Genomic DNA, 21227 nt, shown 5'->3' with positions numbered 1-21227 from the left:
CAAGGTCAGCCGGTCTTGCGGTTCTTGAGCAGATAGCACAGACCGATCACTGCAACCCATGCCGGCAGCGCAAAGACCGACATGCGGGTGCCGGCGTCCAGCAGCAACACCAGCAGAATAAAACCGACAAAGGCCAGGCAGAGGTAATTGCCGAAGGGCGACCACAGCGCCTTGAAACCCGGCTCCACCCCTCGCTCATGCAAGGCGCGGCGGAACTTCAGGTGGGACAGGCTGATCATTGCCCAGTTCAGCACCAGCGCGGCGACCACCAGCGACATCAGGATGATCAGCGCACCCTCCGGCAGCACATAGTTCAAGGCCACACACAGCAGGGTAATGGCGCCGGAAACCACAATCCCCCGCACCGGCACCCCGTTGCGGCTCAATTTGAGGAACGCCCGCGGTGCGTTGCCCTGTTCGGCCAGGCCATACAACATCCGGCTGTTGCAGTAGACGCCGCTGTTATAGACCGACAGCGCCGCGGTCAGCACCACGAAGTTCAGCACATGGGCCGCCGTGTCGCTGCCGATCAGCGAAAAGATCTGCACGAAGGGGCTGCGGGCGTAGGGATCAGTGCCGCTGGTGAGCGTCTCCACCAGACTGTCCCAGGGGTACAGCGACAGCAGGATGCCCAGGGCGAAGATATAGAACAGCAGAATCCGGTAGACCACCTGATTGATCGCTTTCGGGATCACCTTGCTTGGATTCTCCGCTTCGGCGGCGGTAATGCCCACCAGCTCCAGGCCGCCAAAGGAAAACATGATCACCGCCATCACCACCACCAGGCCGCCGATGCCATTGGGGAAGAATCCACCATGGGTCCACAGATTGCTGACACTGGCCTGCCCGCCGCCGGCCCCGGACACCAGCAGATACAGGCCCAGCGCGATCATGCCGAGAATGGCCCCCACCTTGATGATCGCGAACCAGAACTCCGCCTCACCGAAGGCCTTCACATTGGACAGGTTGATCAGGTTGATCAGCGCAAAGAACGCCAGTGCAGTAGCCCAGGTGGGAATGTCCGGATACCAGTACTGCACGTACTTGCCCACCGCCGTCAGCTCGGCCATGCCCACCAGCACGTAGAGCACCCAGTAGTTCCAGCCCGACAGGAAGCCGGCAAAGGGCCCCCAGTACTTGTGGGCGAAATGACTGAAGGACCCCGCCACTGGTTCCTCGACAATCATCTCACCCAACTGGCGCATGATCAGAAAGGCAACGAAGCCGCCAATCGCATACCCCAGCAGCATCGAGGGACCAGCGCTTTTCATCACCCCGGCGGAGCCGAGAAACAGACCGGTACCAATGGCACCACCCAGGGCGATCAGCTGAATATGGCGATTGGTCAGGCCGCGCTTGAGCTGGCCTTGGGGTGCTGGTTCGGTCATGGAGAATCCGTGGCGGGGGAGCTGGCTGTAAAAAAGTGGCAAATTGTACACAGATTGGCGCCTGTTCGCAGGCTATCGGTCTATTTGACGCAGGCAGGCTCTGCTGCGGCCAGGGTGGAGGCTTTCTTCGTCTCGATTTGTCATACTTCGGCCATGCAAACAGCTACAAGGACTCCCATGGAAGCCACCCAACCCGCCCTGATCCGCGAAACCTTTCCCGTTGGTCCGTTGCAGTGCAATTGCACCATCATCGGCGACCCTGTCACCAAGAAGGCCGTCGTAGTGGATCCTGGCGGCAATCATCAGTTGATATTGGACCGCCTCGATCAGCTCGGCCTGAAGGTGGTGAGTATCATCCATACCCATGCGCACCTGGACCACTTCCTCGCTTCGGGAGAAATGAAGAAGGCCACCGGGGCGACCTTGCATCTGCACAAGGAAGACCAATTCCTATGGAACAACCTGGAAATGCAGTGCAAGATGTTCGGCGTGCCTTACACACCGGTGCCAGCGCCGGATCAGTGGCTGCAGGACGATGAGGAATTGGCCTGCGGTTGTGGGGTGACCTTGCATACGCCGGGACACACGCCGGGCTCGATGAGCTTCTGGTTTCCCCAGGCCAAGCTGTTGATTGCCGGAGATACCCTGTTCCGCCGGGGGATCGGCCGTACCGACCTGTGGGGTGGTGATCATGCCAAGATCGAAACCTCGATTCGGACCCGTCTGTACACTCTGGATGAAGACGCGGTGGTGGTGACGGGGCACGGCCCGGATACCCGGATCGGCGAGGAGATCCGCGAGAATCCTTTCATTCGCGGATAAAGTGACCATAATTGCACTACTGCGGGATAAAAGGCCAAGCGTAACGGTCTATGTTCCGGACGCATCCCGGCTGGGGTGCCGCGCTGCGATGATGAAGAAGCCAATTAAGGAAAAAAGCATGAAAATCAAAGCACTTATTGCCGCCTCTGCCTGTGCGGCACTGCTGGCAGGTTGTACCAACAATCCCTATACCGGTGAGCGGGAGGCTGGCAAGGCCGGTGTCTATGGCGGCGGTGGCGCTGCGGCCGGTGCGTTGATTGGCGCCGCTACCTCAAGCAAGAAGGACCGTGGCAAGGGCGCCTTGATCGGTGCGGTCGTTGGTGGCGCTGCGGGTGCGGGTTACGGCTACTATGCCGACCGCCAGGAGCAACGTCTGCGCCAGGAGCTGACCGGTACGGGTGTGCAGGTCGTTCGCAATGGTGACAACCTGCAGTTGATCATGCCGGGCAATATCACCTTCGCCAGCAGCTCTTCGGACATCTCCAGCAGCTTCTACCCGACCCTGAATTCGCTGGTCAAGGTCTTCAAGGAGTTCGACAAGAACGGTATCGACATCGTTGGCCATACCGACAGCACTGGTTCGCTGGAGCTGAACATGCGCCTGTCCCAGGAACGCGCCACCAGCGTGGCGTCCTACCTGACCGGCCAAGGCGTATCCGGCGCGCGCATCAGCAGCCGTGGGGTCGGCCCGAGCCAGCCGATCGCCAGCAACGACACCTCCGCCGGCAAGGCGCAGAACCGTCGCGTGGAGATCAACCTGCGTCCGCTGTAATTGGAGCTTGGGTTGATGTAAAAACGGGACGCCTTGGCGTCCCGTTTCTGTTGGAAAGTCGGTTATCTGGGAGGTTCGGGCACCAGCTCGTACCTGCGAGTCGGCTGGACAGGCCCGATGTTCCCGGCTGAGCGCGCTCATCGAGCTGGTGCTCGACGCTTCCAGGTGTGGCGCCCCTGGTATCGGCGCGCCAACCCGAGGAGAGCTTACGTCTGCGGTGGATAATCCCGATGCAGTTGCGCGAGCAGGGCGTCCTTCTCTTCCCACAGAGTATTCACCCAGGCCTGGAATTCTGCCCGGAAGGCCGCATCGTTCTGATAATCCTTGCCGAGGAACTCGGCGGGAATCGGCCGGGTCTCACAGCGCATCACAACCTTGCGAATGCGCCCGCTGAGCAGATCCCAGAAGGTCGGGCTGCCGTCGGGATAATGGATGGTGATATCCACCAGCGAGCGTAGTTGCTCACCCATGGCATCCAGCACGAAGGCGATACCACCGGACTTTGGCTTGAGCAGGTGGCGGTAGGGTGAGTTCTGTTCGGCATGCTTTTCCGGTGTCAGCCGGGTGCCTTCCAGGAAGTTGAACACCGCCACCGGGGTGGTCTTGAACTTCTCGCAGGCGTGTTGAGTGGCCAGGAGATCCTGGCCGGCCTTTTCCGGATGTTTGGCCAGATAGGCCTTGCTGTAGCGCTTCATGAAAGGAAAATCCAATGCCCACCAGCAGATGCCGATGACCGGTACCCAGATCAGCTCCTGCTTGAGGAAGAATTTCAGCATGGGCATGCGACGGTTGAGGTTGTGCTGCAGCACCAGAATGTCGACCCAGCTCTGGTGATTACTGGTCACCAGGTACCAGCCGTCATGGTCCAGTTGCTCATGACCCTGAACATCCCATTGGGTACGCCCTGCCAGCTGCATCCAGCCACTATTGCAGCGTATCCAGCTTTCGGCGATACGGATCATGACCCGCGTGAGAAAGGCTTGTAACGCAGGGATGGGCAGCAGCTTGATCAAGGCGCAGGGAAACAGCAGGCTGAACCAGAACAGCGTGTTGAGGATCAGCAACAGGAGCGAGAGGCTCCCGCGCAGGAAGGCAGGCAAGAAATACAGCATTATCTGATGAACTCGTCCATGGGGCTTGGCAGCCTGTGGGGTTTCGCTGACCACACAGGCTGCCAGCGCACGTCAATCAGCTATCGTCCGCATCGGCCTGTATGGCGGTCAGTGCGATAGTAAACACGATATCGTCCACCAGCGCACCCCGGGACAGGTCATTCACCGGTTTGCGCAGGCCTTGCAACATGGGACCGACGCTGATCACGTTGGCACTACGCTGTACGGCCTTGTAGGTGGTATTACCGGTGTTCAGGTCCGGGAAGATGAAGACCGTCGCCTTGCCGGCAACCGGGCTGTCCGGTGCTTTTTGCCGACCGACGCTGGCTATCGCGGCGGCATCATACTGGAGCGGGCCATCGATCAACAGCCCCGGCTGACGCTCGCGGGCCAGGCGGGTCGCTTCGCGGACCTTTTCCACATCCTCACCCGTACCGGAGCTGCCGGTGGAATAGCTGATCATGGCCACCCGCGGCGGGATGCCGAAGGCTTCCGCCGAGCGGGCACTTTGAATGGCAATTTCGGCCAGGTCGGACGCGTTGGGGTCCGGATTCACTGCGCAGTCGCCATAGACCAGCACCTGGTCGGGCAGCAGCATGAAAAAGATCGAGGAGACCAGGCTGTATTCCGGCGCGGTCTTGATCAGCTGGAACGCCGGGCGAATGGTATTGGCGGTGGTGTGAATCGCACCGGATACCAGGCCGTCGACTTCGTCTAGAGCCAGCATCATGGTGCCGAGCACCACATTGTCTTCCAACTGCTGCAGCGCGACCGGCGCAGTCATGCCACGATCCTTGCGCAGCTCGACCATCGGTGCGACATAGTCCTCGCGCACCTCATCCGGATCGATTATCTGCAGCCCGTCCGGCAGGGTGATGTGATGCGCGCGGGCCACCGCTTCGACCGCTTCCGGCTTGGCCAGCAACACACATTGAGCAATGCCGCGGCGCTGACAGATAGCCGCTGCCTGTACGGTGCGTGGCTCGTCGCCTTCGGGCAATACGATGCGTTTGCCCGCCTGCTGCGCCCGGTTGACCAGGTCGTAGCGGAACGCGGGCGGTGACATGCGTAGCTCGCGGGGCATGCCGCAGCGGTGCTGCAGCCAGCTGTGGTCGATATGCGAGGCGACGAAGTCGGTCACCAGCATGGCCCGTTCGTGGTCGTCGATCGGAATCTCCCGGTTCATCCGGTCCAGCAGCGAAGAGGTCTTGAAGCTGCCGGTGCCAACCAGAAAGATCGGCAGGCCATTGTCCAGTGCCGGCTGACACAGCTGCATGACGCGTTCATCGGGCATGATGTCGCCGGTCAGCAGCAGGCCAGCCAACGGTGTGCCGGATAACGAAGCCAGGCTGCTGGAAATGATGATGTCGTCGCGGTCACCGGGCACCACCAGCAGCGTGCCGGGGCGGAACAGGTGCAGCGTATTGGGCACGGTACGCGCGCACAGCACGATATCCAGCACCCGGCGTTGCTGCATCTCGCCGGGGTGCAGAATCTTCGCGTTCAGGATAGCCGCTACGTCGGCACTGCGCGGCGCGCTCAGCTCGCTCTGCCAGGGTACGCAGCCGATCAATCGGAAGCCTTCGGTATCCAGCACCCGGGAATGCTGTTTCAGCGCGGCGGCATACTCCTTCAAGGTGCGCTTGAGCTGGCCGCGGTCATGGGGTACGTCGCCGCCCAGGTCCAGATCCTGGACCTTGTTGATGATGACGCCCAGCACCTTGGGGTCCTGCGGGCCGCCGAAGCCGTGGGCGTGAACTTCGATGCGGTGGGCCAGGGTGGCCAGATCGTTGTCGTCCGGCGCGGATACCAGGATCACATCGGCATCCAGGCTCTTGGCCAGATGCTGGTTGATGCGCGCGGCATAGGCGGCCTGGCGTGTCGGCACCATGCCTTCAACCACTACCACATCGGCATCCCGGGCCGCTTCGCGGTAGCGGCTGACGATGTCTTCCAGTACTTCGTCCAGTTCGCCATTGGCCAGCCGCCGCTCTACTTCTGGCAGTTCCAGCGGCGTCGGCGGAGCCAGCCCCATGGTGCCGCTGATCAGCGCAGTGGAGCGCTCGGGGCCGTCATCGCCGGGGTGCGGTTGGGCAATGGGTTTGAGAAAGTGGACGCGCAGGCCATTGCGCTCCAGGGCGCGGATCAGACCCAGGCTGACCGAGGTCAGACCGACGCCGAATCCGGATGGGGCAAGAAAAAAAGTATGCATCGATCAGGCTTCCTGTTCCACGGGCTGGGTGGCGGCGAGGTCGAGCAATGCCAGACACTCTTCGGTGATCTGCCGCTCCTCGTCTGTCGGTATCACCAGAATGGCGGGGGAGTTGCCCGCCTGAATCTGCCGGGCCGGATTGCCCGGTGGGGTAGCATTGGCCGCCGGATCGATGGCCAGGCCGAACAGCGCCAGATGACGTACCGTCAGCTCGCGCACCAGCGGTGAGTTTTCACCGATGCCGCCGGTGAAGATCACGCCGTCGATCCGCGGCAGCGCCACGGCCAGGCCAGCCAGCGAGCGGGCCAGACGGTAGCAAAACACCTCCACCGCCAGGCTGGCGCCGGCATGGCCCTCGGCGCGGGCGGCGACCAACGTGCGCATGTCGTTGGACAGCCCCTCGGAAAGGCCCAGCAGGCCGCTTTCGCGGTTGAGCATGTTGTCGATGCGCTCCAGGCCCCAGCCCAGGGTGCGGGCCAGGTGCGAATGCAGGTTGGGGTCCACGTCCCCGCTGCGGGTGCCCATGACCAGGCCTTCCAGTGGTGTCATGCCCATGCTGGTATCGAGGCTCTTGCCGTCGAGCACGGCGCAGGTCGAGCAGCCATTGCCCAGGTGTGCAGTGAGCCAGGCGCCGTGGCCCGGCTCCAGGCCCATCAGCAGGCTGGCCTGGGTCGATACGAAGCGGTGACTGGTGCCATGGAAACCATACCGGCGCACGCCATGCTGGCTGTACAGCGCCTCGGGCAAAGCGTAACGGTAGGCGTGGGGTGGCATGCTCTGGTGAAAGGCGGTATCGAAGATGGCGATGTGCGGGATGTCGGTGAATACCTGTCGTGCCTCGCTGATGCCGGTCAACTGCGCTGGGTTGTGCAGCGGCGCCAGGGGCGCGCTGTCCTCGATGGCAGCGAGCACTTCGTCGTCAATGAGGCTGGCGCCGGTGAAGTGTTCGCCGCCATGGACTACGCGGTGACCGACGGCGGTCAGCGGACGATGAGCGAAGCGCTCGATCAGCGGCAGCAGACTGGCCATGGCGGTGCTGTGTTTGCCATCGGTAATCGCGACGTGCTCGCGGATATCGCCGGCTTTCCAGTTCATCACACCATCGGCGGTGCCGAGGCGCTCAGCCAGGCCACTGAGCAGCGGCTTCTGCTCGGATTCGCTGCGCAGCGCGAACTTGAGGGACGAACTTCCACAATTTATGACAAGTACCAATCTATCAGTCATGGTGCTCCATTCTTATCAGTCAGGAAGGCGCGGGGTGTCGGCGTGCGCCTCTTCGATTAACCCAACTTATACCTTAGCTGGCCGTGCGTTTCCGGTCATTTATGCGTAAACTGACCACTTCAGAGCCCGAAAACACAGGATTTTTTTATGCAGATTGCTGCCAACAAAGCCGTATCGATTGAATATACACTGACCAACGATGCCGGCGAAACGCTGGATACCTCCGCTGGCGGCGAGCCGCTGGTGTATCTGCACGGCGCGGGTAACATCATTCCGGGTCTCGAACAGGCGTTGGCTGGCAAGCAGGTCGGCGACGAGCTGAAAGTGACTATCGATCCGGAAAATGCCTATGGCGAATTCAGTGCTGAGCTGGTGGCGGTACTGGGTCGCAACATGTTTGAAGGTGTCGATGAGCTGGAAGTGGGCATGCAGTTTCATGCCTCCGCTCCGGATGGCGGCATGCAGATCGTCACCATCACCGCTTTGGATGGCGATGAAGTCACCGTCGATGGAAACCACCCGCTGGCCGGTCAGCGCCTGACTTTCGAAGTCAAGGTCGCCGACATCCGCGATGCTACCGAAGACGAGCTGGCCCATGGTCATATCCATGGCGAAGGCGGCGTGCACCACTGAGGCCTGAGGCTTCACTGAGTAGCACCGAAAGCCGGCCCTTGTGGCCGGCTTTTTCATGCCTGCCATTCAAACTCTGCAGCGATTGTGATCGGGCTTTGATGGCAACAGCTTCTATCCTGCCATCAATGTCATCAATTGAACTCCTGAACGACTATTCTGCACTTATAGTGGCGGCCCGAAACATTTTCGCAGGAGTGCATGATGTCGACCGATGCCGGTTCCCTGTTCCAGCCCGTTGTGCTGGGTTCGCTGAATCTCCCCAGTCGCCTGGTCATGGCGCCCATGACACGCAACTTCTCGCCCGGTGGCGTGCCGACCGAGCAGGTGGTGGAGTATTACCGTCGCCGCGCCGCAGAGGGCGTGGGCCTGATCATCAGCGAAGGCACCACGGTGAACCATTGCGCCGCCAATGGCTATCCCGATGTACCGCGCTTTCACGATGAAGATGCCTTGGCTGGCTGGCGCAAGGTGGTGGATGCCGTGCACGAGGCTGGCGGCAAATTCGCCCCGCAATTGTGGCACGTTGGGAATGTGCGCCGCCTGGGTTCCGGACCCGATGGCAACGTGCCGGGCTATGGCCCGATGGAAAAGCGCAAGGATGACAAGGTCATTGTGCACGGCATGACCCGTGACGATATCCAGGATGTGGTCAATGCTTTTGCCCAGGCCGCGAAAGACGCCAAGGCCATTGGCTGCGATGCGGTGGAACTGCATGGCGCCCACGGTTACCTGATTGATCAGTTCTTCTGGGAAGGCAGCAACCAGCGCGACGATGAGTACGGCGGCAACATGGACAACCGCGGCCGCTTCGCAGTCGAGATCATCCGTGCGGTACGTCAGGCAGTGGGGCCAGACTTTCCGATCATCTTCCGCTTCTCCCAATGGAAGCAGCAGGATTACAGCGCCCGCCTGGCACCCACGCCGGAGCTGCTGGAGCAATTCCTCGCTCCGCTGGCCGACGCTGGTGTGGATATCTTCCATTGCTCGCAGCGCCGTTACTGGGAGCCGGAATTCGAAGGCTCGCCGCTGAATCTGGCTGGCTGGACCCGTCAGATCACCGGCAAACCCTGCATTACCGTGGGTAGCGTCGGGCTGGACAGTGAGTTCCTGGAATACATGGTCAAGACCGACAAAGTGGCCGAGACTGCCAATATCGATGATCTGCTGCAGCGGCTGGACAACAACGAATTCGACCTGGTTGCGCTGGGTCGGGTGTTGATCGTCGACCCGGCTTGGCCGGCGAAGCTGCGCGAAGGGCGTTTCGACGAAGTGCTGCCCTACAGCCGCGAAGCGCTGAAGCAGCTGGTGTAAAGCTGGCGGAGGCTATCCCTGTTTGCTGGGGATAGCCCCCATTACCCGTCGGGACGACAGACTGGCCCGCCGCAGGTAATCCTCGAAGCGTTGCAGTATCAAAGGCCAACCGATCTGGCAGGCGCGATGCCGGGCATGCAACCGGACACTGCGTCGACCTTCGCTGTCGCTTATCAGCCAGCGCAGATTGCTCAGAAACACCTCCTCATTGGCCGCCGGTGCCAAGCCGCCGCTGTAGCGGTCGCGAAGGTGCTGATGCGCCGCAGCCAGATCGAAGGCGTTGACCGCCAGGCCGGAGGCCATGGCTTCGGTCACCACATTGCCGAAGGTTTCGGTAAGGCTGGGGAAAACGAAAATGTCCGCACTGGCATAGGCTCGCGCCAGCTCCGCTCCGGCCAGCGCGCCGGTGAATATGGCATCGGGCATATCCCGCTCCAGATTCTCGCGCAACGGGCCGTCGCCAACCACCACCATCCGCAGGCGCCCCTCATAACCTGGCATATCGCGCAACGCTGTCCAGCTGCGTTTGAGCAGTTGCAGGTTCTTCTCTGCGGCCAGGCGACCGACGTGCAATAACACCAGGTCCTGCTCACCCACGCCCCAACTGGCGCGCAAGATCTGATCACGGCGCGCGGGATGGAACAGCTCGCAGTCCACCCCACGGCCGAGCAGCATCAGATTGGTGATGCCCATACGCGACAGCTCGCGTTGCTGGCTGCTGCTTGCGGCCAGGGTCAGCACCGACTGGTTGTGAAACCAGCGCAACCAGGCCACCGCCGGACGGTAGAACAGCCCGAGCCCGTAGCATTCGCTGTACTGCTGGAAATTGGTGTGAAAGCCGCTCACGATGGGAATGCCCAACTGCCGGGCGGCCCGTAGCGCCGACCAGCCTAGCGGTCCTTCCGTAGCCAGATAAATGGCATCGGGCCGATTGCTTTGCCAGTGCGCCTTCAGCCGGCGCGTTGCTGGCAGGCCGAACTGCAGCTGCGGGTAGCCGGGGATTGGCATGCCGCGCACCAGGACTTCCTGGGCCAGGCCATGGTCGATCAGCCCGGTCGCTTCCCCGGACTGGGCGGGACGCACCAGCTGGATCCGGTTATTGTTCTGCAGCAACCCGTCGAACAGGCGGCCAAGGGTATTGGCCACGCCGTTGATCTGTGGTCTCCAGGTTTCGGTAACCAGGGCGTAGTGCTGATGCTGTGAAGGAATAGTGGTCATGGGCACCAGTATGGTGCCTGTCGGTGATCGGCATGTGACGAATGTATGACTAATTCATGTCAGCGCAAGCTGTCCTTCGGTCCTTCCCGTACCCATAGCAGCGTCGAGCCGGCCACCGCCGAGGGCATGACCAGCAGATTGATCAATGGAATCAGCATGCCCACATACACAGGCAGCCCGAAACCGAGCGACAGCGCCCGACGACCGCGCATCCAGCGCAGCATATCGCGGAAATCCACCTGGTCGTTGTCAGCCTGATAGTCAATATACTGTACTGCCATCATCCACACGCCAAATGCCAGCAGCAGGGGCGAGGCGGCCAGGTTCACCACCGGAATCAGCGTCAGCAGCAACAGGCCGATCAGGCGCGGCAGATAATAGGCAATCTTGCGGAATTCCCGTCCCAGGCTGCGCGGCACCACCATGAGAATCTCTTTCCAGCTGGTCGGCGGGCTGACCAGTCCACGTTCCTGTTCAGCCACCTTCTCGGCCAGAAAGCCGTAAAACGGCGAGGCGATCAGGTTGGCGAGGATACTGAAACCGAAGAACAGCACCAGCAACACCACCAGCGCGAACAGCGGCCACAGCAACCATTCGACGAAGGCAGCCCACTCTGGCAGATGCGGCATCAGCCGATCCATCCAGTAGTTGAATTGCCGAACGCCCCAGCCAATCAGCGCCATGAACAGTGTCAGATTCAATATCAGCGGGATGATCAGAAAGCGCCGCAATCCTGGCTGGCGAATGCGTTGCCAGCCCTCTCTCAGATACTCGGTACCCCGTAACGGGGCCAGGGCGTTTGCCATTGCGGTTTCCTTCATGGGAATGATGCTTGGAGACTATAGAGATAGACTATCCGGCTGATATAGTGACAGCAGTTTCGATCATCGGGTAGGGTGCTCAACCATACGCCGCCTGCCGCTGTGACCGATGTTTACGCGCCGGTAACGTCAGCCGATCCATTGTCCGGTCCTGAAGGGCGCTATCGTAGGGGTTTGAACAGCAAATCGCTGCACTGGATTATCTACCGCCACGGTTGCAGGGCACAGTGCCGACCCGCCGGCCGCCAGGGTTGTGGGTCAGCGTTGCGCAGCGCTGGTTCGAAGATTTTCGTTTTTTGACTATAACGCTGCTCCGGCAGCGATCTGGAGGAATCAATGTCTGAAGCACGTCACTCCCGTCTGATCATCCTGGGCTCCGGCCCGGCTGGCTACAGCGCCGCTGTCTACGCTGCTCGGGCCAACCTCAAGCCGGTGCTGATCACCGGCATGCAGATGGGCGGTCAGCTCACCACCACCACCGAAGTGGATAACTGGCCCGGTGACGTGGAAGGGCTGCAGGGACCGGACCTGATGGAGCGCATGCGCAAACATGCCGAGCGCTTCGAGACCGAGATCGTCTTCGATCACATCAACAAGGTCGAACTGAACCAGCGTCCCTTCGTCCTGACCGGCGACCAGGGCGAATACACCTGTGACGCGCTGATCATTGCCACTGGCGCATCGGCCCGTTATCTCGGTCTGCCATCCGAAGAAGCCTTCATGGGCAAGGGTGTTTCCGCCTGCGCCACCTGTGACGGTTTCTTCTACCGCAACCAGGACGTGGCTGTGGTCGGCGGTGGTAACACCGCCGTGGAAGAGGCGCTGTACCTTGCCAATATCGCCAAGAAAGTCACCTTGGTACACCGCCGCGATACCTTCCGCGCCGAGAAGATCCTGGTCGACAAGCTGATGGCCAAGGTGGCCGAAGGCAAGATCGAGCTGAAACTCAACGCCACCCTGGATGAAGTGCTGGGTGATGACAGCGGCGTGACCGGCATGCGTCTGGCGCTTAACAGCGGCGGTACGGAAGAAGTGGCTCTGGCGGGCGTCTTCATCGCCATCGGCCACACGCCGAACACCGGCCTGTTCGAAGGTCAGCTGACGATGAAAGACGGCTACCTGAAGATCAACAGTGGCACCGAAGGCAACGCCACTGCCACCAACATCCCGGGTGTGTTCGCCGCGGGTGATGTGGCTGACCACGTCTACCGTCAGGCAATCACTTCGGCAGGTGCCGGGTGTATGGCGGCGCTGGATGCGGAGCGGTTTCTGGATCAGCAGTAAGGCGGAATAAACGGAGCTCCCTCGGCGAAGGCCGGGGAGCCTCTTGCAAATCACACGCACAAAAAAACCGGCTCAGGGCCGGTTCTTGTCATGCTTGCTGCCGTTGTATCGCACCATTCGTATCGTCGAATGGTGCCTCGGGGGAGAATCGAACTCCCACTCTGTCACCAGAAGCGGATTTTGAATCCGCCGCGTCTACCAATTCCGCCACCGAGGCTTTCTGCAAGCCGCGCGGAGTATACGAACCGTTGAGCGTCCAGGTCAATGCTTTGCGTGGTCGAAAATGCAGATTTCCGCTACCATATGCGCCCTTTTGATCATCTCCGGATTTCCTTTGTATGCGCGTCAGCGATTTTCAATTCGACCTGCCTGACCGGCTGATTGCCCGGCATCCGCTGGCCGAGCGCCGTGCCAGCCGGCTGTTATGCCTGGATGGGCCGAGTGGCGAGCTGGCGCACCGGCAATTCGCCGACCTGCTGGAGTATCTGCGGCCCGGCGACCTGATGGTGTTCAATAACACTCGGGTCATTCCTGCGCGATTGTTCGGGCGCAAGGAAACCGGCGGGCAGCTGGAGATTCTGGTGGAGCGGGTGCTGGACAACCGGCGGGTGCTGGCCCATGTCCGCTCGAGCAAATCACCGAAGCCCGGCAGTCGCATTCTGCTGGAAGGCGATAGCGCAGCGACCATGCTGGCACGGCATGATGCGTTGTTCGAGCTGGAGTTCGATGAGCCGGTGCTACCGCTGCTGGACCGGGTCGGCCATATGCCGTTGCCGCCCTATATTGATCGCCCTGACGAAACGGCTGATCGGGAGCGCTACCAGACGGTATACGCGCAGAAAGCGGGCGCGGTCGCGGCGCCGACGGCAGGTCTTCACTTCGACAATGAACTGCTGCAGGCTATTGAAGCCAGGGGCGTCGCTACTGCCCAGGTAACCCTGCATGTAGGGGCGGGTACGTTCCAGCCGGTGCGGGTCGAGCGAATCGAAGATCACCACATGCACAGCGAGTGGCTGGAAGTCAGCCAGCAGGTGGTCGATGCGGTCAACGCCTGCAAGGCGCGTGGCGGCCGGGTGATCGCTGTTGGCACCACCAGTGTGCGCTCACTGGAAAGCGCCGCACGGGACGGCCAGCTCAAGGCATTCAGCGGCGATACCGACATCTTTATCTATCCGGGGCGGCCATTCCATGTGGTGGACGCGCTGGTGACCAATTTCCATCTGCCCGAGTCGACCTTGCTGATGCTGGTGTCGGCCTTTGCCGGGTACCGTCAGACCATGGCGGCCTACCGGGCGGCAGTGGATAACGACTATCGATTCTTCAGTTACGGTGATGCCATGTTCATCACCCGCAATCCGGCTGCCTGCGGGCCCGAGGACATGCAATGAGTCATATGCAGTTTGAATTATTGGCTACGGACGGCAAGGCCCGTCGTGGCCGGCTGACCTTTCCCCGTGGTGTGGTGGAAACCCCGGCCTTCATGCCGGTAGGTACCTACGGTACGGTCAAAGGCATGCTGCCGCGCGATGTCGAGGACATCGGCGCACAGATCATTCTGGGCAATACCTTCCACCTGTGGCTGCGGCCCGGTACCGAGGTGATCCGCAAGCATGGCGACCTGCATGATTTCATGCAGTGGCAGGGGCCGATTCTGACCGACTCCGGCGGTTTCCAGGTGTTCAGCCTGGGCGCCATGCGCAAGATCAAGGAGGAGGGCGTGTACTTCTCTTCACCGGTCGATGGTGCCAAGGTGTTCATGGGGCCGGAGGAATCGATGCAGGTGCAGCGTGATCTGGGCTCGGACATCGTCATGATCTTCGATGAATGCACTCCGTACCCGGCGGATCTGGATACTGCCCGCCGCTCCATGGAACTGTCGCTGCGCTGGGCCCAGCGCTCGAAAAACGCCCATGAGGGCAATCCGTCGGCGCTATTCGGTATTGTTCAGGGCGGTATGCACGAAGAGCTGCGTGCCCGTTCGCTGGATGGTCTGTGTGAAATCGGCTTCGATGGGCTTGCCATCGGCGGACTGTCGGTCGGCGAGCCCAAGGAAGACATGATCCGCATCCTTGATTACCTGCCGCCGTTGATGCCGCCGGAAAAGCCCCGTTACCTGATGGGCGTGGGCAAGCCGGAGGATCTGGTCGAGGGCGTGCGCCGCGGGGTGGACATGTTCGACTGTGTGATGCCCACGCGCAACGCGCGCAATGGTCATCTGTTCACCGACACCGGGGTGGTGAAGATCCGCAACGCGGTCCATCGCCATGATGATTCGCCGCTGGACCCAGGTTGTGATTGCTATACCTGCCGCCACTTCACCCGCGCCTATCTGCACCATCTGGACAAGTGCGGCGAGATGCTCGGCAGCATGCTCAATACCATCCATAACCTGCGGCATTATCAGCGGGTAATGCATGGTTTGCGCGGTGCGATTCAACAGGGTACATTGACCGCCTTTGTGGATAACTTCTATGCACGCCTCGGCCAACCGGTACCTCCTCTGGAGGCTTGAATAGCGGTCAGGAAGCCCCATTATTCTTTTCTTGCGACTATATAAAACAGGAGTTCTACATGAGTTTTTTCATCTCCGAGGCCATGGCTCAAACTGCACCCAGCGCTGCTCCGGCAGGCTTTGATCCGATGAGCATGATCTTTCTGGTCGGTTTCGTGGTCATCTTCTACCTGATGATCTGGCGCCCCCAGTCCAAGCGTGCCAAGGAACACAAGAACCTGATCGGTGGGCTGAGCGTGGGTGATGAAGTGGTAACCGGTGGTGGAATCCTGGGCAAGGTCAAGAAGGTCACTGATGAGTTCATCGTGCTGGAAGTGAGCGAAGGTCAGGAACTCAAGTTCCAGAAGGGAGCTGTCGTCGCGGCGCTGCCCAAAGGCACATTGAAAGCCATCTAACCTTTTCAGACATTGCATCCGGGCGCTTTCTGCGCCCGGATCGTTATCGGGCTCTTACATGCTCAACCGTTATCCCCTGTGGAAATATCTGCTTATCGTGGCCGTGCTCGCGCTCGGCCTGATCTATGCCACACCTAATCTGTACCCCGACGATCCGGCCATCCAGATCTCTGGTGCCAGCTCCACCCAAACCATCCAGCAGGCTGACCTGCAGCGCATGGAGCAAGCCCTGAACGAGGCCGGGATCGAGACCAAAGGCGCGGAGTTGAGCTCCAATGCCAGCTCCGGCCTGGTGCGACTGGTCCGAATGGCAGACCAACTGCCGGCTCAAGACATTGTACGCCGTACCCTGGGGCATGACTTCGTCGTCGCCCAGAATCTGGCGGCCACTACTCCGGAATGGCTGCTGAATATCGGCGCCGGCCCCATGAAGCTCGGCCTGGACTTGGCTGGTGGTGTGCACTTCCTGTTGGAAGTGGACATGGACAAGGCCATCGAAGCCCGTATGAACGTTTATGACAGCGAGTTGCGTACGCTGTTTCGCGGCGAGCGCATCCGCTATCGCAGCTTGCCCGTGCAGGGCACTGCGCTGCAGTTTGGCTTCACCGATCCAGCAGAGCTGAGTGCCGCACAACGCGCCATTGCCGGCAAGTACAACGAGTTCCAGGTCACCACGACCAGTCGTGACAATATGGAGGTGCTGCGTCTGGCACTGACCGATGCCAAGCAGAGTGAAATTCGTAACTATGCGGTAAGTCAGAACCTGACCACAGTGCGCAACCGGGTCAATGAGCTGGGTGTGGCGGAGCCGCTGGTACAGCGCCAGGGTGCCAATCGCATCGTGGTCGAGTTGCCGGGAGTCCAGGACACCGCTGAAGCCAAGCGAATCCTGGGCAAGACCGCCAACCTGGAATTCCGTCTGGCGGCCGAACCAAATGCGCCGCGGGCGACGGTAGAAACCTTCGAGTTCCGTGACGGCATGGGCCGTCCGGCGGCGGATATCGAGCGTAGCATCATCCTCACCGGCGATCAGGTCACCGATGCCCAGTCCAACTTCGACGAAAACGGCCAGCCCCAGGTCAATATTCGTCTGGATGGCCATGGCGGCGAGCTGATGACCCGGGCGACCCGCAATAACGTCGGCCGCGGCATGGCGGTACTGTTCATCGAGCAGCGCGAAGTGCCCCGCACGGTGCGCCAGGAAGTGGATGGCGTGATGCAGGAAGTGTCGGTGCCGACCTTCGTTGAAGACAAGTCCATCATCAGTCTGGCGACTATCCAGAGCACCCTGGGCAACCAGTTCCGCATCACTGGCCTGGGTTCCCCCGCCGAAGCGTCCGAGCTGGCCCTGCTGCTGCGTGCTGGCGGTCTGGCTGCGCCCATGTATTTCGCCGAAGAGCGCACCATTGGCCCGAGCCTGGGTGCGGAGAATATCTCCAGTGGTATCACCGCTACCCAGATCGGCTTCCTGCTGGTCGTGCTGTTCATGGTGGTGGTGTATCGCGGTTTTGGTGTGCTGGCGAGTATCGCGCTGAGCTTCAACCTGGTGTTGTTGCTGGCCTTGATGTCGCTGCTGGGAGCCACGCTGACATTGCCAGGTATCGCCGGTATCGTGTTGACCCTGGGGATGGCGGTGGATGCCAACGTGCTGATCTTCTCGCGGATTCGCGAGGAAGTCGCCAATGGCGCCTCCATTCAGCGAGCAGTGCATGAAGGTTTCGACAAGGCCTTCTCGGCCATTCTCGACGGTAACCTGACCACCTTGCTGGTGGGCGTGATCCTGTTTGCCATGGGCACCGGGCCGATCAAGGGCTTCGCGGTGACCCTGTCGCTGGGTATCGTCACCTCCATGTTCAGCGCCATCATGGTCACTCGCGCACTGGTCAACCTGTCTGTCGGCGGGCGCGACCTCAAGAAGTCCTGGAAGCTATGGCTGTGAGGAGCAGATCATGAACAATATCAAAACCATCAATTTCATGCGGCTGCGCAAGGCGTCCTACGTCCTGGCCGCCATCCTGATGATCGGCTCCATTGCATCGCTGGCAGTCAAGCAGCTCAATTTCGGATTGGACTTCACCGGCGGTGCGCTGGTTGAACTCAATTACAGCGAGCCGGCTGATCTGGACGCGGTGCGTACCACTTTGCGCGAAGGCGGCTGGGATGATGCTATTGTGCAGAACTTCGGTGCCAGCACCGATGTGATCATCCGCCTGTCCAGTGACGATTCCGAGCTGGGCAACGAAATCGCTCGCGTGGTGAAGCAGCAGGACGGCAGTGAGGTATCGGTCAAGCGGGTCGAGTTCATCGGCCCGCAGGTCGGTGAAGAGCTGCGCGACCAGGGCGGCCTGGGTATGTTGCTGGCGATGGCGGGGATTCTGGTTTACGTCGGTTTGCGTTTCCAGCTGAAGTTTGCCGTGGGTGCGCTCGCTGCGTTGTTGCACGACGTGATCTTCGTGCTGGGGTTCTTTTCCCTGCTGGGTCTGCCGTTCGACCTCACGGTGCTGGCGGCGGTGTTGGCGGTCATAGGCTATTCGTTGAACGACACCATCGTGGTATTTGACCGGGTGCGAGAGAATCTGCGGGTGATGCGCAATGCAGATCTGGAGCACGTCATCAACGTGTCCACTACCCAGACTCTGGCCCGTACCCTGGCGACATCGGTCACTACTTTGCTGGTATTGTCGGCGCTGTACTGGTTCGGCGGCGAAAGCATTCGCGGCTTCGCCCTGGCGCTGATCGTCGGCATCGTTGTTGGTACCTATTCGTCCATCTATGTCTCCAACGGTCTGCTGATCAATCTCAAGCTGACCCGGGAAGACCTGATCCCGACGCAGCTCGAAGAAGTCGACGACCGGCCCTGAGTCGATAGCCGGAGCTGAAAAACCCGACACACGTCTGCGTGTGTCGGGTTTTTTAATGACTGCATGGAGTTGGAGTGCAACAAGAAAGGTTTATCGCGGATTGGCGTGAGAGGGTAGGGGCGGTGGTCAGACTGGGCTAAGTCTGGGTTACCACAACACCATCTGACCCAGCTGCCACCGTTGCCATGAGCGCTGATCTGCCTGACTTCTTCCACAAGATCAAAGCAGCGTTTCCCCGTAAGTACGACGAACCTTATTTAAAACTTGAATCTGACACCCGTGGTCACGATGGTGATGTCATCGTATTCCAGGTCATAGGAGGTACGACCGCTGAAGGTAGACCAGTTCTTGCGCTCGAAGCTGTGGATCTTCGCGCCGGCGTAGATATCAAGCATCTGCTTCGGGCTCCAGACATAGCCTGCACCGATTACGGTGCCCACGTCGCCCACCTTGTTCCTATCCTTGGTGACACCCCAGTGCACGTCGAAGGCATGCTGGCGACTGGGGCGGTAGCCCAGTTTCACATAGCGGAACTTGGCCAGCTCCGAGCGGTTGTGCGTGAGGTTGGCGGTCTTGGACGCTTCACTCTGCTTCTCTACCCGGTTGACGGCGGCGAAGGTGACGTTGATCCCGTTATCGGCAAGCCAGGAGATCGAACCACCGTAGTTGCTCACATCGGTATCACGGGGCGCGTTAGGGCCTTCCAGGTCTCTTTTCGCGAGGGAGTAGCCGACGCGGACCAGCGCTCTGCCACCCGGCGTGCGCAAGCCTGATCTGGCTCCGACTTCGTAAATGTCGTCTTTGCTCGCGTCGTCTGTGCCTTTGCCCGCGCTCGCGGACAGCGTCACGGGCCCGATACGGGGGCTGTCGTAGCGGATGCGATCGTGACGGCCTTCGAAGTTGAAGTCGCGGATGCTGCCAACAATGGACACTTTGTTCGGGTTGCTGTCGGGCGCCGGCGCTTCGATGCTGGTAATAGCGCCTGCGCGGTTGGTACTGGTGACCAGCGATTTTCTGGTTTCGTTGAAATACATTCCGCCGCCGATCAACGCGGGGTGGCGAAAGCTGATGACGCCGGTACCAGAATAGTCCGCCCTGCCGGCTCCATAAGCGGCGCCTTCGCCACGCCCGACAGTAAGTTTGCCAAAGGGTGAATCGACAAAACCTTCGGTGATACGTTGATCCAGTTCGCCCGCAATGCTTTTGTCGTCGGGTGATACCTCTGTTGAGGGGTCTTCGTAAAATCCGCGCTCAATATAGGCACCGGCGGTCCAGCCTTCCAGGAGTTTCTGAGTGACGCTCAGGTGTATCTGGGTCGGGCTGTTTCTGTTGTCGACGTGGTAATACTCTGAACTTGAACCCAGACCCCTGCTGTTTTCACTGTATCCGTCGTCAACATGCATGAACGCACGGTTGATTTGACCACCGACCTTGATATCGAGTGCCATCGCCGGCGTGACCGACAGCGCCGACAGGCTGATGATGCTCGACAGGAGCCCTGTTTTCGACAGTTCCATATTCCCTCCGGTTTCTTATTTTTGGCGCTTTCGCTTCAGGCGAACGCATGGGGAAAGAGGCTTTCCTGGCGCAATTTATCGGCTAGTATAGGTGGTTATGTAAATTCGAAACATTGGATAGATATATGCGTTTTCTGCATGTAATTGGGATAATTGCTTGAATATCAAAAAGTTGAAGTGCTTCAGGGCGGTGGTGATACATGGCTCGCTGGTCTCGGCGGCCTCGATCATGAACCTGAGCCAGCCCGCGACCAGCCGCTTGATCTCCACCCTGGAGGACGAGCTGAAACTGAAGCTGTTCAAGCGCGAGAAGCGGCGTCTGGTGCTCACGCCCGAGGGCAAGGAGTTCTACCGCGAGACGGAAAAGATCCTCTCCAACCTCGAAGATCTGCCGCGCATCGTGCGCGAGATCAAGGAGGGCGGCACCCGCACCCTGCGCATCGTGGCGCTGGCCAGGTTGGCCAACAGTCTGGTGTCGCCGGCGCTGGCGCGCTTTGTGACGGAGCATCCCGGCCAGCGCTTCAGTGTGGATGTACGCGGGCATCGGGACATCGAACAATGGGTCGCCGGCCGGCACTACGATATCGCCGTGGCGCTGACCAAACCCTGCAATCATCCCGCGGTCATCCAGCGGCCGTTTTTCGATACCGATGCGATGGCGATGATCCCCAGAGGCCATCCGCTGGAGGCGGCCGATGCGGTCTCCGCTCGGCAGATGGCAGAGCACGACATCATTGCCCTGGCGTCGGGGTTGCGACCGCGCCTGCAGATGGAGGAGATATTCCAGGCGGCCGGCGTGGAGCTCAACTGCAAGATCGAAACCACCTCCAGCGTACTGGCCTGCCAGATGGTCGCTGAAGGATTGGGCGTGACCATCATCGACCGCCTGACCGCGCTGGCGGTCGATACCTCACGATTCTGCCTGCGGCCTCTGGCGCCACGCTATCGCCTGCAGTTCGTGTTGCTGTTCCCTCCGGGTTTCGAAGAGACGCCAGCGACTACCAGCCTGGTGCGCTGCCTGCGGGACGAGGTCATGGCCGCCCTGGGCGATCACGCGACCATGACCGGCAGCGAATGAGGCGCTCGCGCCAATACATGCGTTAATTGCATATGGCTATCGACTATATGCAATTTTAAAAAGCATT

At 60.5% G+C, this 21227-nt stretch carries 18 protein-coding genes and 1 tRNA gene; 11 read left to right on the top strand and 8 right to left on the bottom strand.

The features are described from left to right. Positions 1-5: 5 nt before the first annotated feature. Positions 6-1388, bottom strand: a complete 1383-nt coding sequence (locus QAO71_RS13695; protein ID WP_280164701.1) for an amino acid permease — start codon at positions 1386-1388, stop codon at positions 6-8. A gap of 177 nt (positions 1389-1565) precedes the next feature. Here QAO71_RS13695 and QAO71_RS13690 point away from each other — a divergent pair, with 177 nt between their 5' ends. Continuing rightward, positions 1566-2210, top strand: a complete 645-nt coding sequence (locus QAO71_RS13690) for an MBL fold metallo-hydrolase (protein ID WP_280164700.1) — start codon at positions 1566-1568, stop codon at positions 2208-2210. Between the two features lie 118 nt (positions 2211-2328). Then, positions 2329-2982: an OmpA family protein gene (locus QAO71_RS13685; RefSeq protein WP_036989343.1), complete on the top strand. Its 654-nt coding sequence runs from the start codon at positions 2329-2331 to the stop codon at positions 2980-2982. A gap of 206 nt (positions 2983-3188) precedes the next feature. Here QAO71_RS13685 and QAO71_RS13680 read toward each other — a convergent pair whose 3' ends face one another. From QAO71_RS13680 to QAO71_RS13670, 3 genes are all read right to left on the bottom strand, one after another. Then, entirely contained in the window at positions 3189-4094 is a 906-nt protein-coding gene (locus tag QAO71_RS13680; RefSeq protein WP_280164699.1) for an acyltransferase, read from the bottom strand. A 76-nt stretch (positions 4095-4170) separates the two neighbouring features. Further along, positions 4171-6306: a phosphate acetyltransferase gene (gene pta / locus QAO71_RS13675; RefSeq protein WP_136868854.1), complete on the bottom strand. Its 2136-nt coding sequence runs from the start codon at positions 6304-6306 to the stop codon at positions 4171-4173. A gap of 3 nt (positions 6307-6309) precedes the next feature. Then, entirely contained in the window at positions 6310-7530 is a 1221-nt protein-coding gene (locus tag QAO71_RS13670) for an acetate kinase (RefSeq protein WP_280164698.1), read from the bottom strand. Between the two features lie 147 nt (positions 7531-7677). Between QAO71_RS13670 and QAO71_RS13665 the strand changes: the two genes are divergently transcribed. Together QAO71_RS13665 and QAO71_RS13660 are read left to right on the top strand one after the other, a co-directional pair. After that, the gene (locus tag QAO71_RS13665; protein WP_036989351.1) at positions 7678-8163 is read left to right on the top strand and encodes a peptidylprolyl isomerase; all 486 of its coding nucleotides are present in this window, start codon (positions 7678-7680) and stop codon (positions 8161-8163) included. 201 nt (positions 8164-8364) lie between these two features. After that, positions 8365-9474, top strand: coding sequence for an NADH:flavin oxidoreductase (locus QAO71_RS13660; RefSeq protein WP_036990214.1), 1110 nt, complete (start codon positions 8365-8367; stop codon positions 9472-9474). Between the two features lie 12 nt (positions 9475-9486). Here the strand turns inward: QAO71_RS13660 and QAO71_RS13655 are convergent, their stop codons facing one another. Then, the gene (locus QAO71_RS13655; protein WP_280164697.1) at positions 9487-10692 is read right to left on the bottom strand and encodes a glycosyltransferase family 1 protein; all 1206 of its coding nucleotides are present in this window, start codon (positions 10690-10692) and stop codon (positions 9487-9489) included. Between the two features lie 59 nt (positions 10693-10751). Beyond that, positions 10752-11498, bottom strand: a complete 747-nt coding sequence (gene cysZ, locus QAO71_RS13650) for a sulfate transporter CysZ (protein ID WP_280164696.1) — start codon at positions 11496-11498, stop codon at positions 10752-10754. Positions 11499-11849: 351 nt separating this feature from the next. Here cysZ and trxB point away from each other — a divergent pair, with 351 nt between their 5' ends. Continuing rightward, entirely contained in the window at positions 11850-12797 is a 948-nt protein-coding gene (gene trxB / locus QAO71_RS13645) for a thioredoxin-disulfide reductase (RefSeq protein WP_036989355.1), read from the top strand. 130 nt (positions 12798-12927) lie between these two features. Here the strand turns inward: trxB and QAO71_RS13640 are convergent. Next, a tRNA-Leu gene (locus tag QAO71_RS13640) sits at positions 12928-13014 on the bottom strand. Positions 13015-13135: 121 nt separating this feature from the next. On the opposite strand from QAO71_RS13640, the gene queA reads away from it, so the two are divergent. Genes queA through secF form a run of 5 tightly spaced genes read left to right on the top strand, consistent with a single transcriptional unit; the run spans position 13136 to position 18565 of the window. Continuing rightward, positions 13136-14185: a tRNA preQ1(34) S-adenosylmethionine ribosyltransferase-isomerase QueA gene (queA, locus tag QAO71_RS13635; protein ID WP_136868859.1), complete on the top strand. Its 1050-nt coding sequence runs from the start codon at positions 13136-13138 to the stop codon at positions 14183-14185. A gap of 5 nt (positions 14186-14190) precedes the next feature. Further along, positions 14191-15309, top strand: coding sequence for a tRNA guanosine(34) transglycosylase Tgt (gene tgt, locus QAO71_RS13630; protein ID WP_280164695.1), 1119 nt, complete (start codon positions 14191-14193; stop codon positions 15307-15309). 59 nt (positions 15310-15368) lie between these two features. After that, on the top strand, positions 15369-15704 hold the full coding sequence (gene yajC, locus QAO71_RS13625) for a preprotein translocase subunit YajC (protein WP_280164694.1): 336 nt from the start codon (positions 15369-15371) through the stop codon (positions 15702-15704). A 58-nt stretch (positions 15705-15762) separates the two neighbouring features. Then, on the top strand, positions 15763-17643 hold the full coding sequence (secD, locus tag QAO71_RS13620; protein ID WP_280164693.1) for a protein translocase subunit SecD: 1881 nt from the start codon (positions 15763-15765) through the stop codon (positions 17641-17643). A 10-nt stretch (positions 17644-17653) separates the two neighbouring features. After that, entirely contained in the window at positions 17654-18565 is a 912-nt protein-coding gene (gene secF, locus QAO71_RS13615) for a protein translocase subunit SecF (protein WP_280164692.1), read from the top strand. A gap of 257 nt (positions 18566-18822) precedes the next feature. Here the strand turns inward: secF and QAO71_RS13610 are convergent, their stop codons facing one another. Next, on the bottom strand, positions 18823-20082 hold the full coding sequence (locus tag QAO71_RS13610; RefSeq protein WP_280164691.1) for a porin: 1260 nt from the start codon (positions 20080-20082) through the stop codon (positions 18823-18825). 157 nt (positions 20083-20239) lie between these two features. On the opposite strand from QAO71_RS13610, the gene QAO71_RS13605 reads away from it, so the two are divergent. Continuing rightward, the gene (locus QAO71_RS13605) at positions 20240-21160 is read left to right on the top strand and encodes a LysR substrate-binding domain-containing protein (protein WP_280164690.1); all 921 of its coding nucleotides are present in this window, start codon (positions 20240-20242) and stop codon (positions 21158-21160) included. Positions 21161-21227: the final 67 nt, after the last annotated feature.

Origin of the sequence: Halopseudomonas sp. SMJS2 (assembly GCF_029866945.1) — a bacterium.
GTDB classification, from domain to species: Bacteria; Pseudomonadota; Gammaproteobacteria; order Pseudomonadales; family Pseudomonadaceae; genus Halopseudomonas; species Halopseudomonas bauzanensis.
Note: the sequence above shows the minus strand (reverse complement) of the source record. Positions and strands in the feature narration are given on the sequence as shown.